We start from the raw sequence: 19,826 nt of genomic DNA, 5'->3' as shown, positions 1-19,826 counted from the left end.
ATTAACCGCTGACCGTGCTTTTAACTGGGGATTTTTGAGTTCTTTTAATTTCCCCGGCTAATAACCACTGAAAAACGAGCATGGTGACAAGCAAAACCGGAACTAATAACAAGGTGGTTTGGAAACTGGTATAAGAAGCTAAAATCCCTCCAAACCATGGGAAAAAGAGCGTAGCAATCCCGTTATTGGTTAAGACCCATCCCGAAGCCGTTGAGGCTGTCTCTGGATAATTGACAACGGCATAAGCAAGAGTAGTTGGCATGATAGTGGAGAGCATGAAGCCGGTAAAGAAGAGGAAGGTGGGCGTGAGAATTGCCGAAATAGGAAGACTGATGGTTAAAATTACAAAAATTATTCCTCCAATGGTATTGAGTTGGATCATGCGGAGATGTCCGATTCGATCGGCCATCCAGGAAAGAACAAAACGGCCAACCATTAACCCCAGCCAAAAAAAGGATAGGTAAACTGCTCCAACGGGAACGGATAGTCCTTTCTCTTTAAAATAGGACACGATCCATCCGTTCAACACGGTCACTCCACCGGAATAAAACATGGTTATCGCTCCCATAAACCAGAAAGCTCGATAGCGAAAAATTTTTAAGATATTTCGAAAGCCCATTTTTCCCTGACTTTTGGGGAGGAAGGGGAGAAGAAAAAGAATAAAAACCACCACGGTGATAACCGTCACGATAGAGTAAAAATTCTGCCAGTTATATTGTCGTTGGCTTAAAAAAGCGTACAAACGAGGAGCAGACAAGGAACCAAGGCCGTAAAAAGCATGAACAACGTTGAGAATGGTTCCGGGGTTTTTAGTAAAAATTTCGGTTAAAATTGGATTAACCATGCAGTCTAAAAAACCAAGTCCAATTCCCATTGCCATGAAACTGAGAATGACCGGGGTAAAATTGGTAAAAAAAGAAATTCCGGCAAACCCGAAAGCACTAATTAACAAGCCCAAACGAAGAAGAAGAGATTTTTGAATAATATCACCTAAAAAACCGGCAACCATAATGGAAATGAAGTATCCTAATCCATGGAAAAGGAAAACCCGTCCCATCACAGCTGAGCTGACACCAAACTGTTTGGACATTTCGGGGACGACCGACCCGATTCCAGAAAGCCCCAAACCAATAACAATGAGAGCTAAAAAAAATGGGGCAAGAAGGTAGTTTTTGGACAATCTTTTTTGACCCCCTGTTCAATTTTTAGTTGAGTATTTCATTGTTTTCCATGAGATCTTTTAAACTTCTTTGAGAAAGTGACTGCTCCATTTTTTCCGATATTTCTACCCATATTTTTCGAGTTGGACAGGTATCCGATATTTGACAAAGGTTTTTGTTATGAACACAATCGACTAAATTCATTGGGCCTTCTAAAAGGTTCATGATGTCCAAAAGGTTAATTTCTTCTGGTTTTTTTCCTAAGAGATAACCACCACGGTTTCCACGGATGCTTCGAACGATATTATTCGATTCCAGGGGCATGATAAGCTGCCGAAGGTAATTGAGGGATATGTTTTGACGCCGGGAAATATCTTTTAATTTAACCGGATCTTTCCCTGAGTGTTCGGCCAAATCGACTAATAATCGTAATCCATATCGAGCTCTTGTAGAAATTTTCATTGGATAGCACACTACCTTTCTAAGGATATCAAAATAGTATGATTTTTAGTCTGTTCTGTCAATGAAACCGATCTGAAAGAAAATCTTGCTGAATAGAAACCAAGATGTTACAAATAAAGGGTTTTTATGATATTCTTTATCTCAATTATTTTATTATGATCAAGGAGGCATGAACTTGTATTGGCCTGGTGTTATTTCACATTTTGCTGACTATCTTCCAGTAAACCCTCGGACTCCGGAATTGACTTTACAGGAAGGAAGCACTCCGCTTATCCGGTCTCAGCATATTGTTAAACATTTGAAATTAAAGTCTCTCTTTTTTAAATTTGAAGGGATGAATCCAACTGGCTCCTTTAAAGACCGAGGAATGGTCATGGCAGTTGCGAAAGCGGTCGAAGAAGGCAAGAAAGTAATCATGTGTGCATCAACCGGGAATACTTCTGCTTCGGCTGCCGCATATGCTCGACGAGCAGGGATTCAATGTATTGTCTTGATACCTCAAGGCAAAATTGCCTTAGGGAAGCTCTCGCAAGCATTGATGCACGGAGCACGGGTTATTGCTATCCAGGGTAATTTTGACGAGGCTTTGACTATTGTCCGTTCTATAACCTCGCATTATCCGGTGGCATTGGTAAATTCCATCAATCCTTTTCGAATTGAAGGCCAAAAAACAGCGGCTTTCGAAATCGTTGATTGGATGAAAGGAGTACCGGATTATCTTGCTCTTCCGGTTGGCAATGCCGGAAATATAACTGCCTATTGGAAGGGCTTTAAGGAACTTTTTAACCGAAAAGAAATCAACGTCCTACCCAAGATGATTGGGTTTCAAGCCCAAGGATCTTGCCCGCTGGTAACCGGGATACCGGTTGAGAAACCTCATACGGTTGCAACGGCGATACGAATTGGAAATCCCGCCAGTTGGAAGGGGGCGATCAATGCCCGTGATGAATCGGGTGGGAGCATTGAAGCAGTAACCGATGAAGAAATTCTTGCAGCGCAAAGAATGTTAGCCGGGGAAGAAGGATTGTTTGTTGAACCGGCTTCGGCGGCATCTTTGGCAGGTGTATTGAAAAAAAATCAAGCCGGGTTTTTCCAGGGAAAGGAAACGGTCGTCTGTGTGCTCACCGGCCATGGACTCAAAGATCCTGATATCGCCATTGAACAATGCCGGGATCGGATAGAAGAATTGGAGGCATCGGAAGAGAAAATCATTGAACACCTTGAATTATCTGGAGAAAAGCATGATTGAAGTCAGCATACCGGCAACCACTGCCAATTTGGGATGCGGGTTTGATGTATTGGGGATGGCTTTGGATATTTTTTATACCGTTCGTGTTCAAACTATAAAAGAGAACCAATATATTATTCGAAATCGTGGGGAAGGAGAACGCTATCTCCCTGAAGATGAACGGAATCTCTTTTTTAGAACTATAAAAAAAATTTCAAAATGGAAGAATTTTCCCGAGCTGGGATTGGAGGTTGAAGCTTTCAATCAGATTCCAGTCAGCCGGGGATTGGGAAGCAGTGCGGCTTGTATTTCCGCGGCGGTAGCTACCGTAAATGAGTTGAACGGAAGAGCACTGTCGATTGAGGAAATGATTCATTTCGCCGCCCAAATCGAAGGACATCCCGATAATGTCATTCCCGCCATGGTTGGTGGTTTGACGGTTGCCATGAAAAACGGTGAACAAATACACTATCAAAAATTTCCATTTTTTGATAATATTCATCTCGTTGCCTGTATTCCAGAATATACCCTCTCTACTGAAGAAATGAGAAGGATTCTACCATCTGACTATTCACGGGAAGATGTTATATTTAATTTATCCCGAATTGCCTATTTGGTGGGGAGTATTTTTCGTCAAGACCGGGAAGGTTTTTTTACGGCCCTGGATGACGCTATTCATCAGCCTTTTCGAGGGCAAAAAATACCCGGTTTTTTTGAGGTTCGTGGATACTTACGTGAGAAGGGGATGGGAGAGGCAGTTATAAGTGGCTCGGGCTCGACGGTTCTTTTAATGCTTCGGGATCCGATCACAACCTCTGGCAAGGAAAAGATCAGTGAACTGTTTGCTCAAAAGGGCACCAAAGATCTGATTATAAAAAATGTAAATTGGCAGAATCAAGGAATTCGAGTGAAACAATTATGAGTCTTATTGTTCAAAAATATGGTGGATCTTCGGTAGCCGATCTGGATAAGGTGAAGTCGGTAGCTTGTCGGATAAAATCCTATGTGGATCAAGGACATCGTTTGGTTGCGGTGGTTTCGGCTATGGGAAAAACCACCGATCGTCTTATGGAAATGGCCCGAGATATTCACCCTTCTCCCCCGGATCGAGAGTTGGACATGCTCCTGTCGACCGGAGAACAGGTATCCATCGCCTTGCTTTCCATGGCGTTGAATGCTCTCGGCCAGGAAGCGATAGCTCTAACCGGCGGCCAAGCAGGGATTCACACCTCGAATTTCCATACCAAAGCGAAGATTATTACCATCGATCCTCAAAGAATATTTCGTCATCTTAATGAAAATAAGGTGGTCATTGTCGCCGGCTTTCAAGGGATGAGTTCGGATTATGATATCACGACTTTAGGCCGGGGAGGAAGCGATACCACTGCCTGTGCCTTGGCGGCTGCTTTGTCTGCTGAGTATTGCGAAATTTTTACCGATGTCAATGGGGTATTTACTGCTGATCCCAGGATCGTGCCCCGGGCCAGGAAAATCAATCGGATATCCTATGATGAAATGTCCGAGATGGCGAATTTAGGTGCCAAGGTTCTCCAAATTCGTTCTGTGGACTTTTCTCAGGTCTATGGAGTAAAAGTCCAGGTACGGAGTACTTTTTCTCAAGAAGAAGGGACGTGGGTGGAAAAAATGCGATCGATGGAAGACGTCAAAGTGAGAGCGATTACCCATAATGGAAATGTTATCAAAGTGGTTTTTCTGGAAGTTCCCGATCGGCCAGGCATTGCTGCCCTTATTTTTAAAGAGTTGGCTGATTGCTCGGTTTCGGTGGATATGATTATTCAAAGCGAAGGTCGAGAAGATAAAAAAGACGTAGCTTTTGTTATATCTCGAGAAGATGATAATCGCTTAAAAAAAGTGGTGGACAATTTAAGCCGGAAGGTTCAATTCAAAGGGGTCAAACTGGATGAAGCAGTAGCAAAGATTTCTATCGTTGGAGCGGGTATTGCCAGCGATCCCAATATAGCCTATCGAATGTTCCACGTTCTTTCTGAGCAGGAGATTAATATTGATATGATCAGTACCTCGAATTTGAGGATATCATGTTTAATTCCCAATTCGAGTATCAATGAAGCTGTTCAAGCGCTTCATAAAGAATTCATCGAAGATGAGGAGGTCTCTATCCATGAAGAGCTATAATGTCGCGGTAGCCGGAGTAACCGGAGCAGTTGGCCAGGAAATGTTAAAAATTCTTGAAGAAAGAAATTTTCCGGTTAAACAATTAAAACCGTTGGCATCGCAGCGATCGGTAGGAAAGATCGTTACTTTTCGTGGAGAAAAGATCCCGGTCGAGATTCTGTCAACGGAAAGTTTTCAAGGAATGGACTTCGCATTGTTTAGCGCTGGAGCATCGATTAGTAAGGAATTTGCTCCTCTCGCTGGTCAAGAGGGGTGTATCGTTATTGATAATTCATCGGCATTTCGTCAGGACCCCGATGTGCCTTTGATTATTCCGGAAGTGAATCCCGGTGCCATTGTCGATTTTAGAAAGAAAAATATTATTGCCAATCCAAATTGCACGACAATTGTCACGATTGTTCCTTTGAAACCGCTTCACGATTATGGAAGAATTAAAAGAGTGGTAGCATCGAGCTATCAAGCGGCTTCGGGCGCTGGTGCTAAAGCGATGCAGGAACTAGAAGATCAAGTAAAAGAGTACGCTTTTGGTCGAGAAATGGTAGCGGGAGTTTTTCCTTATCAAATTGCTTTTAATCTCATACCTCAGGTAGACGTATTTCTAGATAATTTTTATAGCAAAGAGGAAATGAAAATGGTTTGGGAAACTCGAAAAATCATGGGCGAACCTGATTTACAGATAACAGCGACCTGTGTCCGGGTTCCGGTGCTCCGTGCCCATTCGGTATCGGTGAATATTGAAACTGAGAAGAAGATTACCCGAGATAAGGCAATCGAGCTTCTTTCGGCTTTTCCGGGTGTCACCGTACAGGACGATCCAGCCAATCGAGTCTATCCCATGCCCTGGTTGGTATCCGGAAAAGATAATTGTTATGTGGGGCGAATTCGAGAAGATATTTCCTGCCCGAACGGGTTAACTCTCTGGTCAGTAGGCGATCAAATCCGCAAAGGGGCAGCTCTTAACGCTATTCAAATTGCTGAATTGCTGATTGAAAAAAAATTAGTATAATAGTTGAGTGAAAAAGTGCGAGAGTGGCGGAATGGCAGACGCGCTGGACTTAGGATCCAGTGGAGAGATCCGTAGGGGTTCAACTCCCCTCTCTCGCACCAGCTGAAACCAAAGATCTTTAGTAATTTACCCTGTAAATCCACAGGCAGGATTAACCTAGCCAGATCTTCATTTAATGTAGCGACATGCCATGGCATGTCGAATCTTTGTTTTCATCTTCATCTAGTGCTACCAAATGACTTGAATGTCTACCCTCCTAAAATTTTCTTTATCAAAACCGACTTCAACCTGCCCTTGATTTTTTCTAAAGAATAATTACAATAAAAATACTGAAAGCGTTTTCAGGAATTATAACAGGGTGTTACAGGAAAGAATATGAAAATAACTATTGAAGAAGTAGCCAAAAAAGCCGGGGTTTCCAAGGCAACGGTCTCGAGAGTTCTGAACAACAAATCTTGGGTTTCCCCAGAAACTCGTCAGATGGTTTTAGAAATTATTAAAAAGCTAAACTTTTCACCAAGCGAATTTGCCAAACGGCTGGGGAGCCATAGCGAACGCCTGGGCATTGTTGGTGCCCTTATTTCTGAATCCTACTATGGATCTTTGTTCGACAATTTCCTTTTATTTGAAATATTAAAAGGAATCGGAGAAGTAGTAGATGAACAAAATGAAAGTTTATTGCTGAAAACGATCAATCACACTGATTATCAAGGGATAAGAGATGGAAAAGGTTTTCCTTTTTATAGCAATCAGAGAATAGTCGATGGGATTATTATTGCTGGGATACCGGTTCGTGAGCAGCTGATAAAAGACCTGATTTTAAAGGGTCACACTGTTGTTGTGGTTGGAAGATACCGTAGCGCTCCCTATCGTATTTTAGTCGATAATTATGGTGGTTTATATAAAGTTACCGACTATCTGATCAGTTTAGGTCATATCAAAATTGCCATCATAGTTGGGCCTCTCGAGTTTTATTCTTTCCATGATAAATTATTAGGTTTTAAAGATTCTTTAAAAAAACATGGGATAGCCATCGAACCGGAGTTTATTGTTGAAGAACAAGGAGATCCCACTCAAGGTGGCTATCGGGGGATGGAGAAAATCCTTTCTTTAAAAGAAAGGCCTTCAGCAGTTATAGCTACCGACATGAATCAGATGGCTGGTGTATTTCGCTACCTCGGTGAAAAGAAAATTCGTGTTCCCGAAGATATTTCCATTGCTGGATATAGGGGTGAAGATATTAATTCAATTTTTCCTAAAAGTGTAACCCGGATAAGAATAGGTGAAAGAAACATCGGAAGAGTAGCTGCGCGAATGCTTTACGATGTTTTTAACAATTTGATTGGACCTCGTATGGATATCACTCTTTCCACCGAGCTGATTATTGGTGACACCTGCAAAAGAATGAATAATAGGGAGGTGAGAATTGAATTATAAAATTGGTTTTTTCCATATAAAAAAGTGAATACGAGAGAAAATAAATTGGCAGTTTTTATACAATTAATCGGCTATAGAATGAAAATTTGATCCTCGAAGAAAAAAGAATTTTTTAAGTAAGAAACTGTATTATTTTATAATTGAAAATCCGAATCACTTTTTTAACTTTCATTTATCTGAATAATATTGAGCCGATTGAGTCACAAGATGAAAAAGAACAGAGTGGGTGAGAGCGATTGATGAGAATCAAATCGAAATTGAATATCCCGATGTTAATGTTGGTTCCTATCATAACATTATTGGTAGTCATTATTGTTATTCCAGGAATATGGGCTATAATTCTGAGTTTTTCCCAATACACGCCAGGTAGCACGCCAGTTTTTAACGGCATACAAAATTATGTTCAAATTATTCGTGATCGGTTTTTTAAGAACGCTTTGGTTAATAATTTAATCTTTGTCGTGGCAGTAGTCGCTTTAGAATTTATAATTGGTTTGGGAAGCGCTTTATTATTAAATCGAAAGTTTCCTCTCCAAAAACTTTGGGTTTCATTGCTTATTGCCCCTTATTGTATCAGCGAAGTCGTGGCTTGCGTAATGTGGAGGTATATGCTAGATCCCAGTTACGGATTTGTGAATTATGCTCTTTCTTTTCTTGGATTGGGACCAATTGCCTGGTTTGGAACGGCTGTTTCCTCTTTTATCGGCGTCATTATCGTTACAGTTTGGAAAAACTTCCCTTTTATTATGATTATTGCCTATTCTGCTCTCACCGCCATGCCGCAAGAAGTAATTGAGGCTACAAAAATTGATGGAGCAAATCGCCTGCAAACCTTTCGGTTCGTTGTATATCAACTCATTAAACCCGCTCTGTTGGTCGGTTTAACCTTCAGAATAATATTTGCCCTTCGTGAATTTGGAATAATCTGGATTCTTACCGAGGGTGGCCCAGCGGGAGGAACCGAAATTTTACCCATTTATCTTTACCGGCAAACCTTTCGATACTATGAATTTGGAAGAGGAGCAGCAACAACAACCATCATGTTGATTATTACCATTTTGATTTCAGTTCCTCTGGTGAGAAGGATCTATAAGGGGATGTATGAAAAAATTTATTGATACCTGTCGGATTTTCGATGCAAGGAGTGAAAAAAAATGCTAACCCACAAGAGAAGAAACTTGCTTGTAGATAAAATTCTTCCCGGCATTTTATTGGCAATTGTAGTATTGTGGGCTTTTTTCCCCATAGTGAATGCGATAATAGGTTCTTTTAAAATGCCTCTCCATATTTGGGATTTTCCCCCAAGGTTTTTTGGTCGTATTTACTCTTTGACCAATTATCAGGAGCTAATCCGGGATTGGCCTCAATATTTCGGCAATTTGGTGAATAGCCTTATTGTTACTGGAGGAACAGCTTTAGTCGTGATACTTTGTTCGATATTGGGCGCTTATGCATTTTCTCGTTTTTCCCATCGTCTGGTGAGGATGTCCACCCTCTTCACCATCATCATCAGAATGATTCCTCCCATCATTGTCGTCATCCCATTATTTCCAATTTTTAATGCCTTAGGTTTGGTTGATAAACAGTTTACCCTTATTATGCTTTATGCTGCTTTTATGGTGAGTATTACCACTTTGTTGATGAAAACCTTTGTTGACGATGTTCCGGTTGCCTTGGAAGAGGCAGCACTCATCGACGGATGTTCACGCTTTCAAGCCTTCTTTAAAATAACTATTCCTCTGTCGGCACCTGGCATTGTGGCAGCAATTATTTTCACAGCAATTTTTGCCTGGAATGAATATTTGTTTGCTTTTATATTTACCAGCAGGAGAGCGGCAACCGCACCGCTCATTTTGTCAGAATTTATGGGATCTTTCATGGGTGTTCAGTGGGGGATGTTATTGGCAGCCGCAGTCATTCACCTAATTCCCATGATGATTCTTACCTGGATGATGCAAAGCTATTTAATTAAAGGAATGAGTTTTGGAGCAGTAAAACAATAAAAAGAGAAAATATTTCATTTAACTGGAGGGAGTATTCATGGAGAAGGTTACATTTTCACAAGAAGCAGCGATTGAAGAAACCGATGTTTTGGTGGTTGGAGGAGGGACAGCAGGTTTAGCCAGTGCGATATCCTCAGCCAGAAAAGGGATGAAAACAACTCTTGTGGAAAATAGCGGCAACTTAGGGGGTATGGCAACGATTGGATTGGTTGGTCCTTTTATGACTTGTTTTAGCAGTGATGGGAAGGATCAAATCGTAAAAGGGATTTTTGATGAGGTAGTTCGCAAAATGGAGAAAAAGGGAGGAGCCATCCACCCAGCTAATATTCCAGCTTCCAGTCCTTATTCTAGCTTTCACCAAATTGGGCATGACCACGTTACGCCTTTTGATCCAAATGTTTTCAAATTGGTCGCTTTTGAATTGTGCCAGGAAGTCGGAGTGAATTTAAAGTTATACTCTCGTTTTTTAGGAACCACGGCGGCGTCTTCGAACGGAATTACCGGCATTCAAGAAGCTTTTATTGCCAATAAATCAGGAATTCAGGCTATTCGAGCCAAAAGATATATTGATTGCACCGGTGATGGCGATGTTGCTGCTCAAAGTGGTGTTCCTATGGAAAAAGGAAGAGATATGGATAAGAAAATGCAGCCATCATCGCTTTTCTTTCGGATTGGGAATGTCGATTCTCAAAAGTTGATTACTTTTGTTCGCAAAAGCTTTCCAGTGGGGAAAGATGAAGATGGTTTTTTAGAAATAATCAAAAAAGGCAGAATAGAAATGAATTACTCGGTACCTCACGATCGGATTGGCTTTTATCAAACGGTCCGATGGGATGAATGGCTTATCAACCACACCCGAATGCTGGGAGTTGATGGCACCAACGTCGGAGATTTAACCCGAGCTCATATGGAAGGACAAAGGCAAGTTTTTGAAGCCTTGGAATTTATGCAGCGCTTTATTCCAGGGTGTGAAAACGCTGAAATCATCGAGGTAGCCGATCAAGTTGGTGTCAGAGAAAGTCGACGTATCCAGGGTGAATATGTATTGAAAGTGGAAGATGTCTATAATTGCGTGCCTTTCGATGACTGTGTGGTTGCTGCCGGGTTCCCGGTTGATATTCATGATCCGGCTGGTTCTTTTGGTTTATTTGAACCACCTCGAGGGCACCATTATGAAATTCCCTATCGGTGTTTGCTCCCTCTCAAAGTTGATAATCTTTTGGTAGCCGGTCGATGTGTTTCGGCAACTCATGAGGCTCTGGGTGCCATTCGAGTGATGCCTTTTTGCTTTGGTATGGGCGAAGCAGCGGGAACGGCCGCCGCGTTATCCCTTCAAGATGGTGTTATTCCCAAAAAAGTTGATACGAAAAAATTACAAAAAATCTTGGTAGAGCAGGGTGCCTACATCCCAAGGATCAGTCAATAATCAAATTTTTATGAGTATTTTTATGCTATATGGAATGAGGGTTGTTTTTTCAAGGAGGGGGAAATATACAAAAATAAGCTAGAAGGGGGTGTTTTGGAAAGTAGTCGATGGGAATAATGTTTTTTGATTCATCGTGATAATACCATTTGGTTTTTTTTGGTATTCAGACCAAGGAAAGGAAGGATAAATGATGTATAGTAAAAGGATATTTAGCTGTTTATTGGTTGTTTTTTCTCTATTATTAATTGTTTCTCTCGGGGCGGTAGCGCAAGAAAAAATCGAGCTGATCGTTATCGGACATCAAGTTCATTTAAATGCTGCTTCATCTCAAGAAGCGAGTGCTAAAGGAGATAATTTGATCGAAGAGTTTGAAGCTCTTCATCCAAATGTGAAAGTTGTCTATCAAACCTATCCCAACCCCAAAACCCAGGAAAAGTTGAATCTTCTTGGTCCTCTTAACCGGACCGAAGAAGATATCATTCATGTTCTTGATCCCTGGTTTGTACCCCGGGTAGCCAATTTCCTCGAACCATTGGATAAATATTTAGCTGAAAAACCGCTGGAAGATTATCCCAATGATTATCCGGAAGGTCTTCTTTCGGTCACCAAAATTAAAGATGTTCCCTATGCTATTCCAGTCCGGGTAGTTTATAACGGGATACAATGGTTCAATCAGAAGATATTGGATGAAATTGGAGTGGCTTATCAACCAACAGTAACTGGACCAGAGCTTTATGATATTGCCAAGAAGGGTACATTTACCCGCTCCAATGGAGAAAAAGTTTTTGGGTATGCTTGGAGAGGTGTTATTGGTAGTATTTTTGAAATATTCGATCGCTGGGCACGATATTTTGGATCTCGATTGATAACCGAAGATTTAAAACCAGCCGTGAATTCACCAGGAACCGTCGAAGGACTATCCTATATGCAGAAATTTTATCAGGAAGGAATCGTTCCGCCGGATGTCCATACTTATGAATACGCCGAAGAAGTAAAGCTGTTTATGGAAAATCGATCAACAGTTTATGACGGGAACACCAGCTATGGTGTTACCTTTAATGATCCATCCAAATCCAACATTGCCGGATCGGCGGTTTTGACCAAGTCGGAGCTGCCTCCCGACCTACAAGCTCAGGGTCCTCATCATGGTTCAGCAGCTCTGTGGTCGATGGCAATTTTAAAAGGTTCTCAGAAAAAAGATTTGGCCTGGGAATATATTCGTTTCTTGGCTTCTAAAAAAGGTGCTTTGAGCATGGGTCTTTCTGGAAATACCCCAGTTCGGGTTTCAACCTTAAATTCAGAGGAATATGTCCAGAACAATCCAGCTGCCGAAATGGAAGCTTTAGTTGCGCCCTATGCTGAAGTTTATTGGCCACCCTTTGATCGATCAAATGAAGCCATTGATTTAATTGGAAATTACTGCCACGATGTAATCTTTAGAGGCCAACCGGTTCAAGAAAGCATGGATCGGCTTGCTAAAGAATTAGAAGCGATGTTACCGTAATACTGTTTTAGTCATGTAGTCATTCCTATCCCCGTCTTATTTATAAAGGCGGGGATAATTTTTATTAAACGTTAAAAATTATGTTAGTGAATGATTATAAATATGATGCGTTAGAAAAAAATTTAGGAAAAGACTTTATCATGAAAGAAAAAGGAAATTGATAAATCAATTTCCAAAATGAGCTCAGATTCTAAAGGGAGGAAAAATTAGTGCCAAGAAAAACCTACACAATATCAAAAGATGTAATAGTAGTTGGTGCAGGACCTGCCGGTTGTGCAGCAGCCATTGCCAGTGCACGGAACGGCGCTCAAACTCTTTTACTGGAAAAAAACGGCATCTTAGGTGGTATGGCGACTGCTGGTATGGTGAAACCATTTATGACCAGTTATGTTGGGAATAAAAAGGTTATCGATGGTATTTATGGGGAAATAGTTCAAACCATGCATTCGCTCAATGCTGCTCTTGGCCCCTTTGCTTGTCCTAATTTTGAAAATCACAATAAAAGAGATCTTGTTGTCAGAAAGGTGAGTCAGCAAGACACCCATGGGACGGGTGGATATGTCACCGTATTTGATCCGGAAATATTGAAATATTTGCTCATTGTAGAGACCGAGAAAGCTGGAGTTGAAATGCTTCTTCATACTTTGGTCACTGATGCTACCCTGGAAAACCAGAGTATAAAAAATATTGTTGCTGAAACCAAATCGGGACGTTATATCTTTACCTCCAAAATCGTCATTGATGCCAGTGGAGATGGTGATGTTGCTGCGGCAGCAGGTTACGATTACGTTCTCGGCCGAGAGGTAGATGGAGTGTGCCAGCCAGTTAGTGTTATGTACACATTGGGTGGAATTGATACCGATAAGGCACGAAAATATATTTTACAAAATCAAGACCAGTTTGAATGGTTGTCAATGCCCGTCCTCAATGAACCGGTTTTATCTACCTACGAGTCGAAGCCCATGGCCGGATCGGGATTTTTTAATATTATTGCCGAGGCAAAGAGTAAAGGAGAGCTGGAATTAGGTCGGAATCAAGTGACCTTTTTTACTGATTTAAGAAGAGGGGAATGGACGATAAATGCAACCAGAGTGAATGGAATTAATGGGAATTTAGTTGAAGATTTGACTCAAGCTGAGAAGTCGGCACGAAAGCAGGTGTTTTCTCTCACCGAAACCTTAAGAAAGTATATTCCTGGTTTTGAAAATTGTTTTATTCTTGCTTCATCGAGTGTGATCGGAGTGAGGGAAAGCCGAAAGATAATCGGTGAGTACGTTCTTACCCGTGAAGATATTATTGAAGGAAGAAAATTTACTGATTCGATTTGTAAAGGATCATTTCCTATTGATATTCACGATCCTTTTGGAGATAAGGGAACCTGGGTCGAGCTTGATGATGCCTATACCATTCCCTATCGGTCGCTTATTCCTAAGGGGGCAAATAATTTGTTGGTGGCTGGCCGATGTATTTCGGCAACTCACGATGCCCAGGCATCAACCCGAGTAATGCCAACCAGCATGGCCATTGGGCAAGCAGCAGGAACTGCCGCTGCTCTTTCGTTGAAAGACGGAGTTGAAAAACTTCCCAATGTTGATATCAAGCTGTTACAAAATACTTTAAAACAACAAAACGTCATTTTGTAACCAATAATAGTTTTTTAAAAATGAAGTAAGGGGTGAGCCGTGAGTTGTGAGAAGCAACTTGTTCATCCTCATCATCCCCTCTCACACTCGCCCCTTCAGTTTTCTTCCTTGGAGGAAAAACACTTTCTCCTTTTTTCCTCTCCCCTGGTGGGAGAGGATTAAGGTGAGGGGGCAACTCATTTTCATCCTCATTTGGTGCTGTTGAACAACATGAAGGTCTATCCTGAAAATACCATCTTATAAATTCCCCCATTGAGGGGGGATAAAGGGGGGTGTGCCTTTAATCGGTCATCCTGAGCCCTCGTCTTTTGAGGGCGTGAGGATCTCATTTTCCCATGTCTTAGTTTTAAAATACTGTGAAGGATGAGATTCTCACGTCGCTACGCTCCTCAGAATGAAGGAGTGGGTGGATGAGATTGCCACTTCGTCTGGCCAAAAAACGGTTGGCCTCCTCGTAATGGCAGTTTTGAGAAAAATATTTTTCATTATCATCTAGTATTGTGAAGCAAAATAAGGGCCTTTTTTCCAGAAAGAGTTATGGAAAGAGAGGAAAAATTTCCATATTTATCGGATCACTTATTCAGAAATTTTTCAAAATAGGTTAAACTATTACCTTGAGTTAAAGATAAAAAAGGAATAGGGGGTGTTTTTATCCTAGCACCCCTATTTTAAACTTACTTGTCAGACGGTTTGGTTAATCAAAACCGGCAGCTTAAAAAATGAGAAAAAATAGTGAAGGTATGGTTTTAAAACACTAGGTGAAGAAATGAAATCAAAGTTTAGCTCATTGCTCAAAGATGAACTGAAGAACTCCTTGGGAAGCATTATTCTGCTCCTTGCGTTGGTTGTTGTCTGGGATCTTTTTCTCTATACCCGGAGGGATATTTGGGATATTACCCTGGTCTTTATATTAAGTTTTCTTCCCATTATTTTCCTTCCCTTTTATGCCTTGGCGAGCGGATTTTATTTGCTTCGAGAAGAATGGCGGAAAAAAACCATTGCGCACCTTCTTTCCCTTCCGGTGAGAGGGATTACCCTGACCAGCGTCAAACTTCTTATCATATGGATAGAAACGGTAATTTTTATAGTGGTCATTTTTATCGGAGTCATCACCTTTAGTAAAATTGCCCTTTTGGAGCCCATTCCCAATCAAGTTTTGTGGCAGCTCGGGATACTTTTATCGATACTATCAATTTTAGTGGCAATTTTAAGCCAATTTTCCTATCTGGTTGGTCGAGTGTTTCGCTCCGGAGGTTGGTTAATCAGTATCTGGACTTTTCTTGTTTTTGGTTGGGTTATTATTCGTTATTCTGGACTGCTTGTCCCATACCTTTCCTTTATTCCCAACTTGCAGTTAAATGGCTGGTTTCTTTCTGGAATTTGGCAGTATTTAGGAGATGTTACTGCTATTCAAACTATCAATATTCACGGCCCAACCGCAACGGCGTTCTTTTTGAGTTTTTTCTTCCTTTTTCTTTTCGGTTCCTGGATCTTAGAAAAATATACCGTCATGCCGGCAGGAGAGTAAAACATGAGAGCGAGTAGAGTGTTACTGCTGGTATTGATCTTACTGACATTGCTTTTTGTCTTTGACTATTCACGAGGTGGAATTTTTAAAATTGGAACTCAAATAAGCCAGCTAATTATCCTTCCGGCACCGGTTGGGAATATTCCAACTTTAGATGATCATTGGTTTGGGGAGTAAAAATCTGGGGTCAGGTCTTGATTCTTGAATTTTATAAAACATTTTGGACATAACTTGAGGAAAACGAACTCGGTAATTCTGCTTTTGAACCGCCGTCTAAAAGAGGAGAGTCAATTTTATCCGTAAGTACCTCTTTGTCCTCTCAAAATTGCATGAAAGACTCCACAGGATCGTTGATTGAAAAAAGAGAACATACGGCATTACTTTCTTTTGTGAAGAGGGGGAAAATTCAAGAATCAAGGTTTAATTCTCGCTGCTCAACAAATGGCGAAGAAATGTAAATTATGTGGATCAAATCACCTAAAATTTTGAATAACGTTTATTTCAGTTTGGGCCTTCGTACGATAAAAAACCTTCTGTAACTCCCCAAAAAAGTTGCGTGAAAAAAAACTTCATCGAGAAGGAATATCTGATATCATCCCCTGGTTAATTAAAACCAAACACCATTTCTCAAGAAATGATCGTAGGAGTCAATAAGGATCTTTGGTATTAGTTATGAGTAAATTGCGAACTTGATTTGAAAGATACTTTCATAACCAAAGGAGAGCACAGTAACAATGAGAAAGGCTTTTTGGGTTTTCCTATTTATTCAGATTGCTATTCTCATCTTTCCTTTCACTGCTGGCTCTTGGCAAGTTGGAGAGGAGGCTCCTCCTTTTTTTATTGAATCGGCTGATGGGAAAAAATTATATTTAGAAATGATCCACGGTACCCTGAGCTTGATTTTTTGTGAGGATCGATCAGCAGTCGAAAAAAATAACGACATAAAACACCAACTCTCTCAATTTAGGGATAACAATTTGTCTCTCCTTCAAAATTTTCAAATCATCCAAGTCGTTAATGCATCAAGTGCCAATTTCTTGACCAAAACCATATGGAAGAGAAAACTCCTACAAAATTCCCGAAAAAACAATATAGTTATCTATGCCGATTGGACCGGAGATATGCTGCGGGATTACCAATTAAAAAGCAGAGAATCGAATCTCATCTTCATTGATCAGGCTGGGATAATCCGCTATCTCTTTTCAGGGAAAGTCAATGACCAAGAGCTAAAAATCATAGAAGATCTTTTATTGAGCGTTGCACATGAATCACGATAAAGATCAATTAACCGTCCTTTTCTTATACCTTTCCCAAGAATGATTTTATTCTTTTCAACGGTTCCCTGAGATCTGCCAACTGGATTACTGGTAATGCCTTCTGGTTTAGTCATTTTGCTCAATTTGAGTCATTATTAATCCTGATACGAGAAACTCGGCTTTTCATTCATTTCTAATTCTCTATTTTTTCAAGAATACCAGGGTGAAGGGTACCGGCATGAATCTCATCTCCCTATAATTAAATTAGATCTTCCTCAATTAAAAAAATCCCTATCTTTCCAAAATTAAAATATTGATCTGGGAATAATGAGGTTATTAGGCATTACCTTCTTTTGTGGAGAGGAGGAAAATTCAAGAATCAAAATCTGAGCCTCGATGTGCTATTTTTTTAATCTTGATAACTTGACCAACTCCAAATTCAATAAAATCTTCCTGGTATTCTTCAGCAAATATTTCTCGAACCGAATCACCAGTACAATGGGACGGAGCGACTTTTTTGACACCGATTTTTCTCAGTTCCTTGACAACGGATAAAGGAGGCTGATGAAATCCCCCTAAAGCAAGATAAATGGTTTCTTTTTTTATAATATCTTTAGCCTTTAGAACGATGTTTACTATTCCAGGGTGAGCACAGCCGGTTATCAATACAGCGCCTTTTTGAGAATCAATAAGGAGAGATTGCTCATTTGGTGGGCCGGGAAGCTCTCCAGTAGAATACACAAAATCGGAAATTTTCATAGGTTCGGATATTTCATGGATTTTTGCGTGGTGGTTTATGATCATTTCTCGTATAGAAGAAGGAAAGGTATGAGGGATATAAACCGTTACTTGATTATTTTGTTCCAAAAAACCATTTAATCCACCTACGTGGTCTCCGTGTATATGGGAAAGGACGATTTTTTGAATCGATCGTGGGTCAATGTTCATTTTCTCTAAGTTAAAGGGCAGAATATCGGAGCTCCCTCCGGTGTCAAATAAGATTCTTTCTGCAGGTGTCTCGATTAGACAGCTAAACCCCCAGGCAGTTTTCAAATCTGAATCAACGCGGTAGTTATCATAAACTGAAGTTATGATAATGTCTGGTTTTTTATTATTTACCGATTCTAAGTCGATTTCTTGGAGGCTAGCATTTTGATTATGAGTAAAAAACCACAACCCAATACTTATGAAAATAATCACTCTGGCAATAACTAGCAACTTATTATTCATACGGGATCAACTCCCATTTGGTTAAAAATCTGGGGCCAGATCTTGATTCTTGAATTTATAAAAAATTATGGACGTTGTTAGAGGAAGACGATCTCTGCACTCCTGGATCATCCCAAGAATTTACTCTTATTCCTAATCTTGGTTAGGATATAGCCAGATCTGTGAGAGTGAAGTTTCAAAAGATTCTTTTTCTTTATAACTCAACTTTCGCACATAAATAAATGCTAAAAATCCTTGATTATAAAGGGTTTTTTAATGAAAACACCCCTCCTTTCTGGTAGAATTGACTTAGGAAAAAAAACCAATCACCACAAAGAGAGAGGTGTCTTCATGACTATCCTACCAGAAAATTTGGAAAATGAAAGGACTCTATTCCCAATGTTTTCCTCCTTTATGAAGGAGTTCAAATTGAACCAGCTTTTCCGGAAATGTTCCATCCGGAAAGAGAAAGGGTTCCCAGTCAAAGACGTCTTTCAGATGATCTTTCTCCTTGTCTTTACCGGAAAAAACGTCTCTGGGATATTTTGCTCCAAGAATCCCATTTTTCAAGGAAAGAAAGACACTCTTTACCGTTTCCTCCACAAGACTGGTGGGAACTGGCGTAAATTCCTTTTCCTCTTGAGCACCAAAGTGGTCTCTGAAGCGCTCCTTCCTTTTACCAGTTTGAAACGCTACACCTGGGTGGTGGATGATTCCCCCTATGAACGGCCTCGGAGCTTGAAAGTTGAAGGGCTCTCTCGATTCTATGATCACGCCCAAGGACGGTTCAGTCGGGGTTTCAGAATGCTCACTTTAGGACTCACCGATGGTGCTACATTCATTCCCTTTGCTTTTTCATTGTTAAGTTCTCACCAAAAAGAAAACCAGCTCTGTCCCATGGATGCCTCCATTGATGGGCGGAGCAAAAGAGCTCACCTTCGGAAAGAATCCCAAGAAAAAGCTCCAGATGTCTTCTTCAACCTCCTGGATGGAGCCTTGAAACACTGTCCTTTGGTCTCAACTATTCTCTTTGATAGTTGGTTCAGTTTTCCAGCCCTCATCCGCAAATGTGCTCTTCGCGGATTATCAGTGGTGTGCATGCTCAAAAACACCCCAAAAATTTACTATTCTTTTGGTGGAAAAGTTCTTTCTCTTTCCTCTCTTTTCAACCGGATTCAGAAAAGACCACAGGGTCCGATCCTTGGATCTTGTGTGATTAATCTCAATTTGACTGATAACCCCCTGTATGCCCGCATCGTCTTGGTCCGAAGTGAAAAACAAAAAAACCAGTGGCTGGCACTTCTTTCAACCGATCTGTCTCTTTCTGAAGACGAGATCGTCACCCTCTATGGGAAACGCTGGGATATCGAGGTTTTCTTCAAGATGGTGAAATCCTTCTTGAAACTCACTCGAGAATTTCAGGTTCGATCCTATGATGCTCTGGTATCCCATACCAGTATCGTCTTTATCCGCTATATCATGCTCGCGGTTATTGCCCGGAGAAACACCGATCCCCGAACCTTTGGCGAGCTTTTCTATGCCTGCTATGATGAAATTCAGGATATCACTCTTATGGAAGCACTCACTCTTCTTCTTGAGCTCCTGAAGACGACCATCAAACAGATTTTCGTTCTTTCAGAAGAAAGAGTCAAAGAGCTAGTTGCTTATTTTGTGAATAGTCTTCCAGCGTGGTTGAAAGGAAAAGTACTATTATTGAACTGCGAAAGTTGAGTTTATAAGGAAAATGGATGAAGAGATTGTATATTATAACATAACATGTTTTCCGTTGCCCCGTTCCCATGCCTTTGTT

17 protein-coding genes and 1 tRNA gene are annotated in these 19,826 nt (G+C 40.7%); 15 read left to right on the top strand and 3 right to left on the bottom strand.

The genetic code is table 11. From position 1 onward, the window contains the following. Position 1 precedes the first annotated feature (1 nt). Both RT761_RS00895 and RT761_RS00890 read right to left on the bottom strand, forming a co-directional pair. The gene (locus tag RT761_RS00895; protein WP_218112217.1) at positions 2 to 1,180 is read right to left on the bottom strand and encodes an MFS transporter; all 1,179 of its coding nucleotides are present in this window, start codon (positions 1,178 to 1,180) and stop codon (positions 2 to 4) included. Between the two features lie 25 nt (positions 1,181 to 1,205). After that, positions 1,206 to 1,622 carry an RrF2 family transcriptional regulator gene (locus RT761_RS00890; protein WP_218112216.1) on the bottom strand — a complete coding sequence of 139 codons (417 nt, stop codon included), beginning with the start codon at positions 1,620 to 1,622 and terminating at the stop codon, positions 1,206 to 1,208. 175 nt (positions 1,623 to 1,797) lie between these two features. Here RT761_RS00890 and thrC point away from each other — a divergent pair, with 175 nt between their 5' ends. From thrC to RT761_RS00820, 14 genes are all read left to right on the top strand, one after another. After that, complete coding sequence (gene thrC / locus RT761_RS00885) at positions 1,798 to 2,871, top strand: threonine synthase (RefSeq protein WP_343073760.1); 1,074 nt, start codon at positions 1,798 to 1,800, stop codon at positions 2,869 to 2,871. Further along, positions 2,864 to 3,772: a homoserine kinase gene (gene thrB / locus RT761_RS00880; protein ID WP_218112214.1), complete on the top strand. Its 909-nt coding sequence runs from the start codon at positions 2,864 to 2,866 to the stop codon at positions 3,770 to 3,772. The genes thrC and thrB overlap by 8 nt, the downstream gene beginning before the upstream one ends. Beyond that, positions 3,769 to 5,004 (top strand): aspartate kinase, encoded by a 1,236-nt coding sequence (locus tag RT761_RS00875; RefSeq protein WP_218112213.1) that lies wholly within the window; start codon positions 3,769 to 3,771, stop codon positions 5,002 to 5,004. Before thrB ends, RT761_RS00875 begins: the two co-directional genes overlap by 4 nt. Then, a complete protein-coding gene (locus RT761_RS00870) occupies positions 4,991 to 6,010 on the top strand; it encodes an aspartate-semialdehyde dehydrogenase (protein ID WP_218112212.1) in 1,020 nt (339 codons plus the stop codon). The genes RT761_RS00875 and RT761_RS00870 overlap by 14 nt, the downstream gene beginning before the upstream one ends. A 17-nt stretch (positions 6,011 to 6,027) precedes the next feature. Then, positions 6,028 to 6,111 (top strand) — tRNA-Leu (locus RT761_RS00865). 274 nt (positions 6,112 to 6,385) lie between these two features. Further along, positions 6,386 to 7,447, top strand: coding sequence for a LacI family DNA-binding transcriptional regulator (locus tag RT761_RS00860; RefSeq protein WP_218112211.1), 1,062 nt, complete (start codon positions 6,386 to 6,388; stop codon positions 7,445 to 7,447). Between the two features lie 239 nt (positions 7,448 to 7,686). Next, the gene (locus RT761_RS00855) at positions 7,687 to 8,565 is read left to right on the top strand and encodes a carbohydrate ABC transporter permease (RefSeq protein WP_218112210.1); all 879 of its coding nucleotides are present in this window, start codon (positions 7,687 to 7,689) and stop codon (positions 8,563 to 8,565) included. A 36-nt stretch (positions 8,566 to 8,601) separates the two neighbouring features. Continuing rightward, complete coding sequence (locus tag RT761_RS00850; RefSeq protein ID WP_218112209.1) at positions 8,602 to 9,450, top strand: carbohydrate ABC transporter permease; 849 nt, start codon at positions 8,602 to 8,604, stop codon at positions 9,448 to 9,450. A gap of 37 nt (positions 9,451 to 9,487) precedes the next feature. Continuing rightward, positions 9,488 to 10,876, top strand: a complete 1,389-nt coding sequence (locus RT761_RS00845; protein WP_218112208.1) for an FAD-dependent oxidoreductase — start codon at positions 9,488 to 9,490, stop codon at positions 10,874 to 10,876. Positions 10,877 to 11,063: 187 nt separating this feature from the next. Next, the gene (locus RT761_RS00840) at positions 11,064 to 12,380 is read left to right on the top strand and encodes an ABC transporter substrate-binding protein (protein WP_218112207.1); all 1,317 of its coding nucleotides are present in this window, start codon (positions 11,064 to 11,066) and stop codon (positions 12,378 to 12,380) included. 209 nt (positions 12,381 to 12,589) lie between these two features. Then, a complete protein-coding gene (locus RT761_RS00835) occupies positions 12,590 to 14,023 on the top strand; it encodes an FAD-dependent oxidoreductase (protein WP_218112206.1) in 1,434 nt (477 codons plus the stop codon). 766 nt (positions 14,024 to 14,789) lie between these two features. Beyond that, entirely contained in the window at positions 14,790 to 15,551 is a 762-nt protein-coding gene (locus tag RT761_RS00830; protein ID WP_218112205.1) for an ABC transporter permease, read from the top strand. A gap of 3 nt (positions 15,552 to 15,554) precedes the next feature. Next, positions 15,555 to 15,728 (top strand): hypothetical protein, encoded by a 174-nt coding sequence (locus RT761_RS00825; protein ID WP_218112204.1) that lies wholly within the window; start codon positions 15,555 to 15,557, stop codon positions 15,726 to 15,728. A 557-nt stretch (positions 15,729 to 16,285) separates the two neighbouring features. Next, the gene (locus RT761_RS00820; RefSeq protein ID WP_218112203.1) at positions 16,286 to 16,828 is read left to right on the top strand and encodes a YtfJ family protein; all 543 of its coding nucleotides are present in this window, start codon (positions 16,286 to 16,288) and stop codon (positions 16,826 to 16,828) included. A 351-nt stretch (positions 16,829 to 17,179) separates the two neighbouring features. Here RT761_RS00820 and RT761_RS00815 read toward each other — a convergent pair whose 3' ends face one another. After that, positions 17,180 to 18,037, bottom strand: a complete 858-nt coding sequence (locus RT761_RS00815) for an MBL fold metallo-hydrolase (protein ID WP_218112202.1) — start codon at positions 18,035 to 18,037, stop codon at positions 17,180 to 17,182. A 255-nt stretch (positions 18,038 to 18,292) separates the two neighbouring features. On the opposite strand from RT761_RS00815, the gene RT761_RS00810 reads away from it, so the two are divergent. Continuing rightward, positions 18,293 to 19,747: an IS4 family transposase gene (locus RT761_RS00810; protein WP_218112201.1), complete on the top strand. Its 1,455-nt coding sequence runs from the start codon at positions 18,293 to 18,295 to the stop codon at positions 19,745 to 19,747. The last annotated feature ends 79 nt before the right edge of the window (positions 19,748 to 19,826 follow it).

This window comes from Atribacter laminatus, assembly GCF_015775515.1.
Classification (GTDB): domain Bacteria; phylum Atribacterota; class Atribacteria; order Atribacterales; family Atribacteraceae; genus Atribacter; species Atribacter laminatus.
The sequence above is the reverse complement of the archived record's forward strand: the minus strand, read 5'-3'. Positions and strand labels throughout refer to the sequence as shown.

Excerpts from the sequence above, each read along its gene's own strand:
- RT761_RS00890 (WP_218112216.1), bottom strand. The coding sequence starts at position 1,622 with ATGAAAATTTCTACAAGAGCTCGATATGGATTACGATTATTAGTCGAT.
- thrB (WP_218112214.1), top strand. The coding sequence starts at position 2,864 with ATGATTGAAGTCAGCATACCGGCAACCACTGCCAATTTGGGATGCGGG.
- RT761_RS00875 (WP_218112213.1), top strand. The coding sequence starts at position 3,769 with ATGAGTCTTATTGTTCAAAAATATGGTGGATCTTCGGTAGCCGATCTG.
- RT761_RS00870 (WP_218112212.1), top strand. The coding sequence starts at position 4,991 with ATGAAGAGCTATAATGTCGCGGTAGCCGGAGTAACCGGAGCAGTTGGC.
- RT761_RS00860 (WP_218112211.1), top strand. The coding sequence starts at position 6,386 with ATGAAAATAACTATTGAAGAAGTAGCCAAAAAAGCCGGGGTTTCCAAG.
- RT761_RS00855 (WP_218112210.1), top strand. The coding sequence starts at position 7,687 with ATGAGAATCAAATCGAAATTGAATATCCCGATGTTAATGTTGGTTCCT.
- RT761_RS00850 (WP_218112209.1), top strand. The coding sequence starts at position 8,602 with ATGCTAACCCACAAGAGAAGAAACTTGCTTGTAGATAAAATTCTTCCC.
- RT761_RS00845 (WP_218112208.1), top strand. The coding sequence starts at position 9,488 with ATGGAGAAGGTTACATTTTCACAAGAAGCAGCGATTGAAGAAACCGAT.
- RT761_RS00840 (WP_218112207.1), top strand. The coding sequence starts at position 11,064 with ATGATGTATAGTAAAAGGATATTTAGCTGTTTATTGGTTGTTTTTTCT.
- RT761_RS00830 (WP_218112205.1), top strand. The coding sequence starts at position 14,790 with ATGAAATCAAAGTTTAGCTCATTGCTCAAAGATGAACTGAAGAACTCC.
- RT761_RS00825 (WP_218112204.1), top strand. The coding sequence starts at position 15,555 with ATGAGAGCGAGTAGAGTGTTACTGCTGGTATTGATCTTACTGACATTG.
- RT761_RS00820 (WP_218112203.1), top strand. The coding sequence starts at position 16,286 with ATGAGAAAGGCTTTTTGGGTTTTCCTATTTATTCAGATTGCTATTCTC.
- RT761_RS00815 (WP_218112202.1), bottom strand. The coding sequence starts at position 18,037 with ATGAATAATAAGTTGCTAGTTATTGCCAGAGTGATTATTTTCATAAGT.
- RT761_RS00810 (WP_218112201.1), top strand. The coding sequence starts at position 18,293 with ATGAAAACACCCCTCCTTTCTGGTAGAATTGACTTAGGAAAAAAAACC.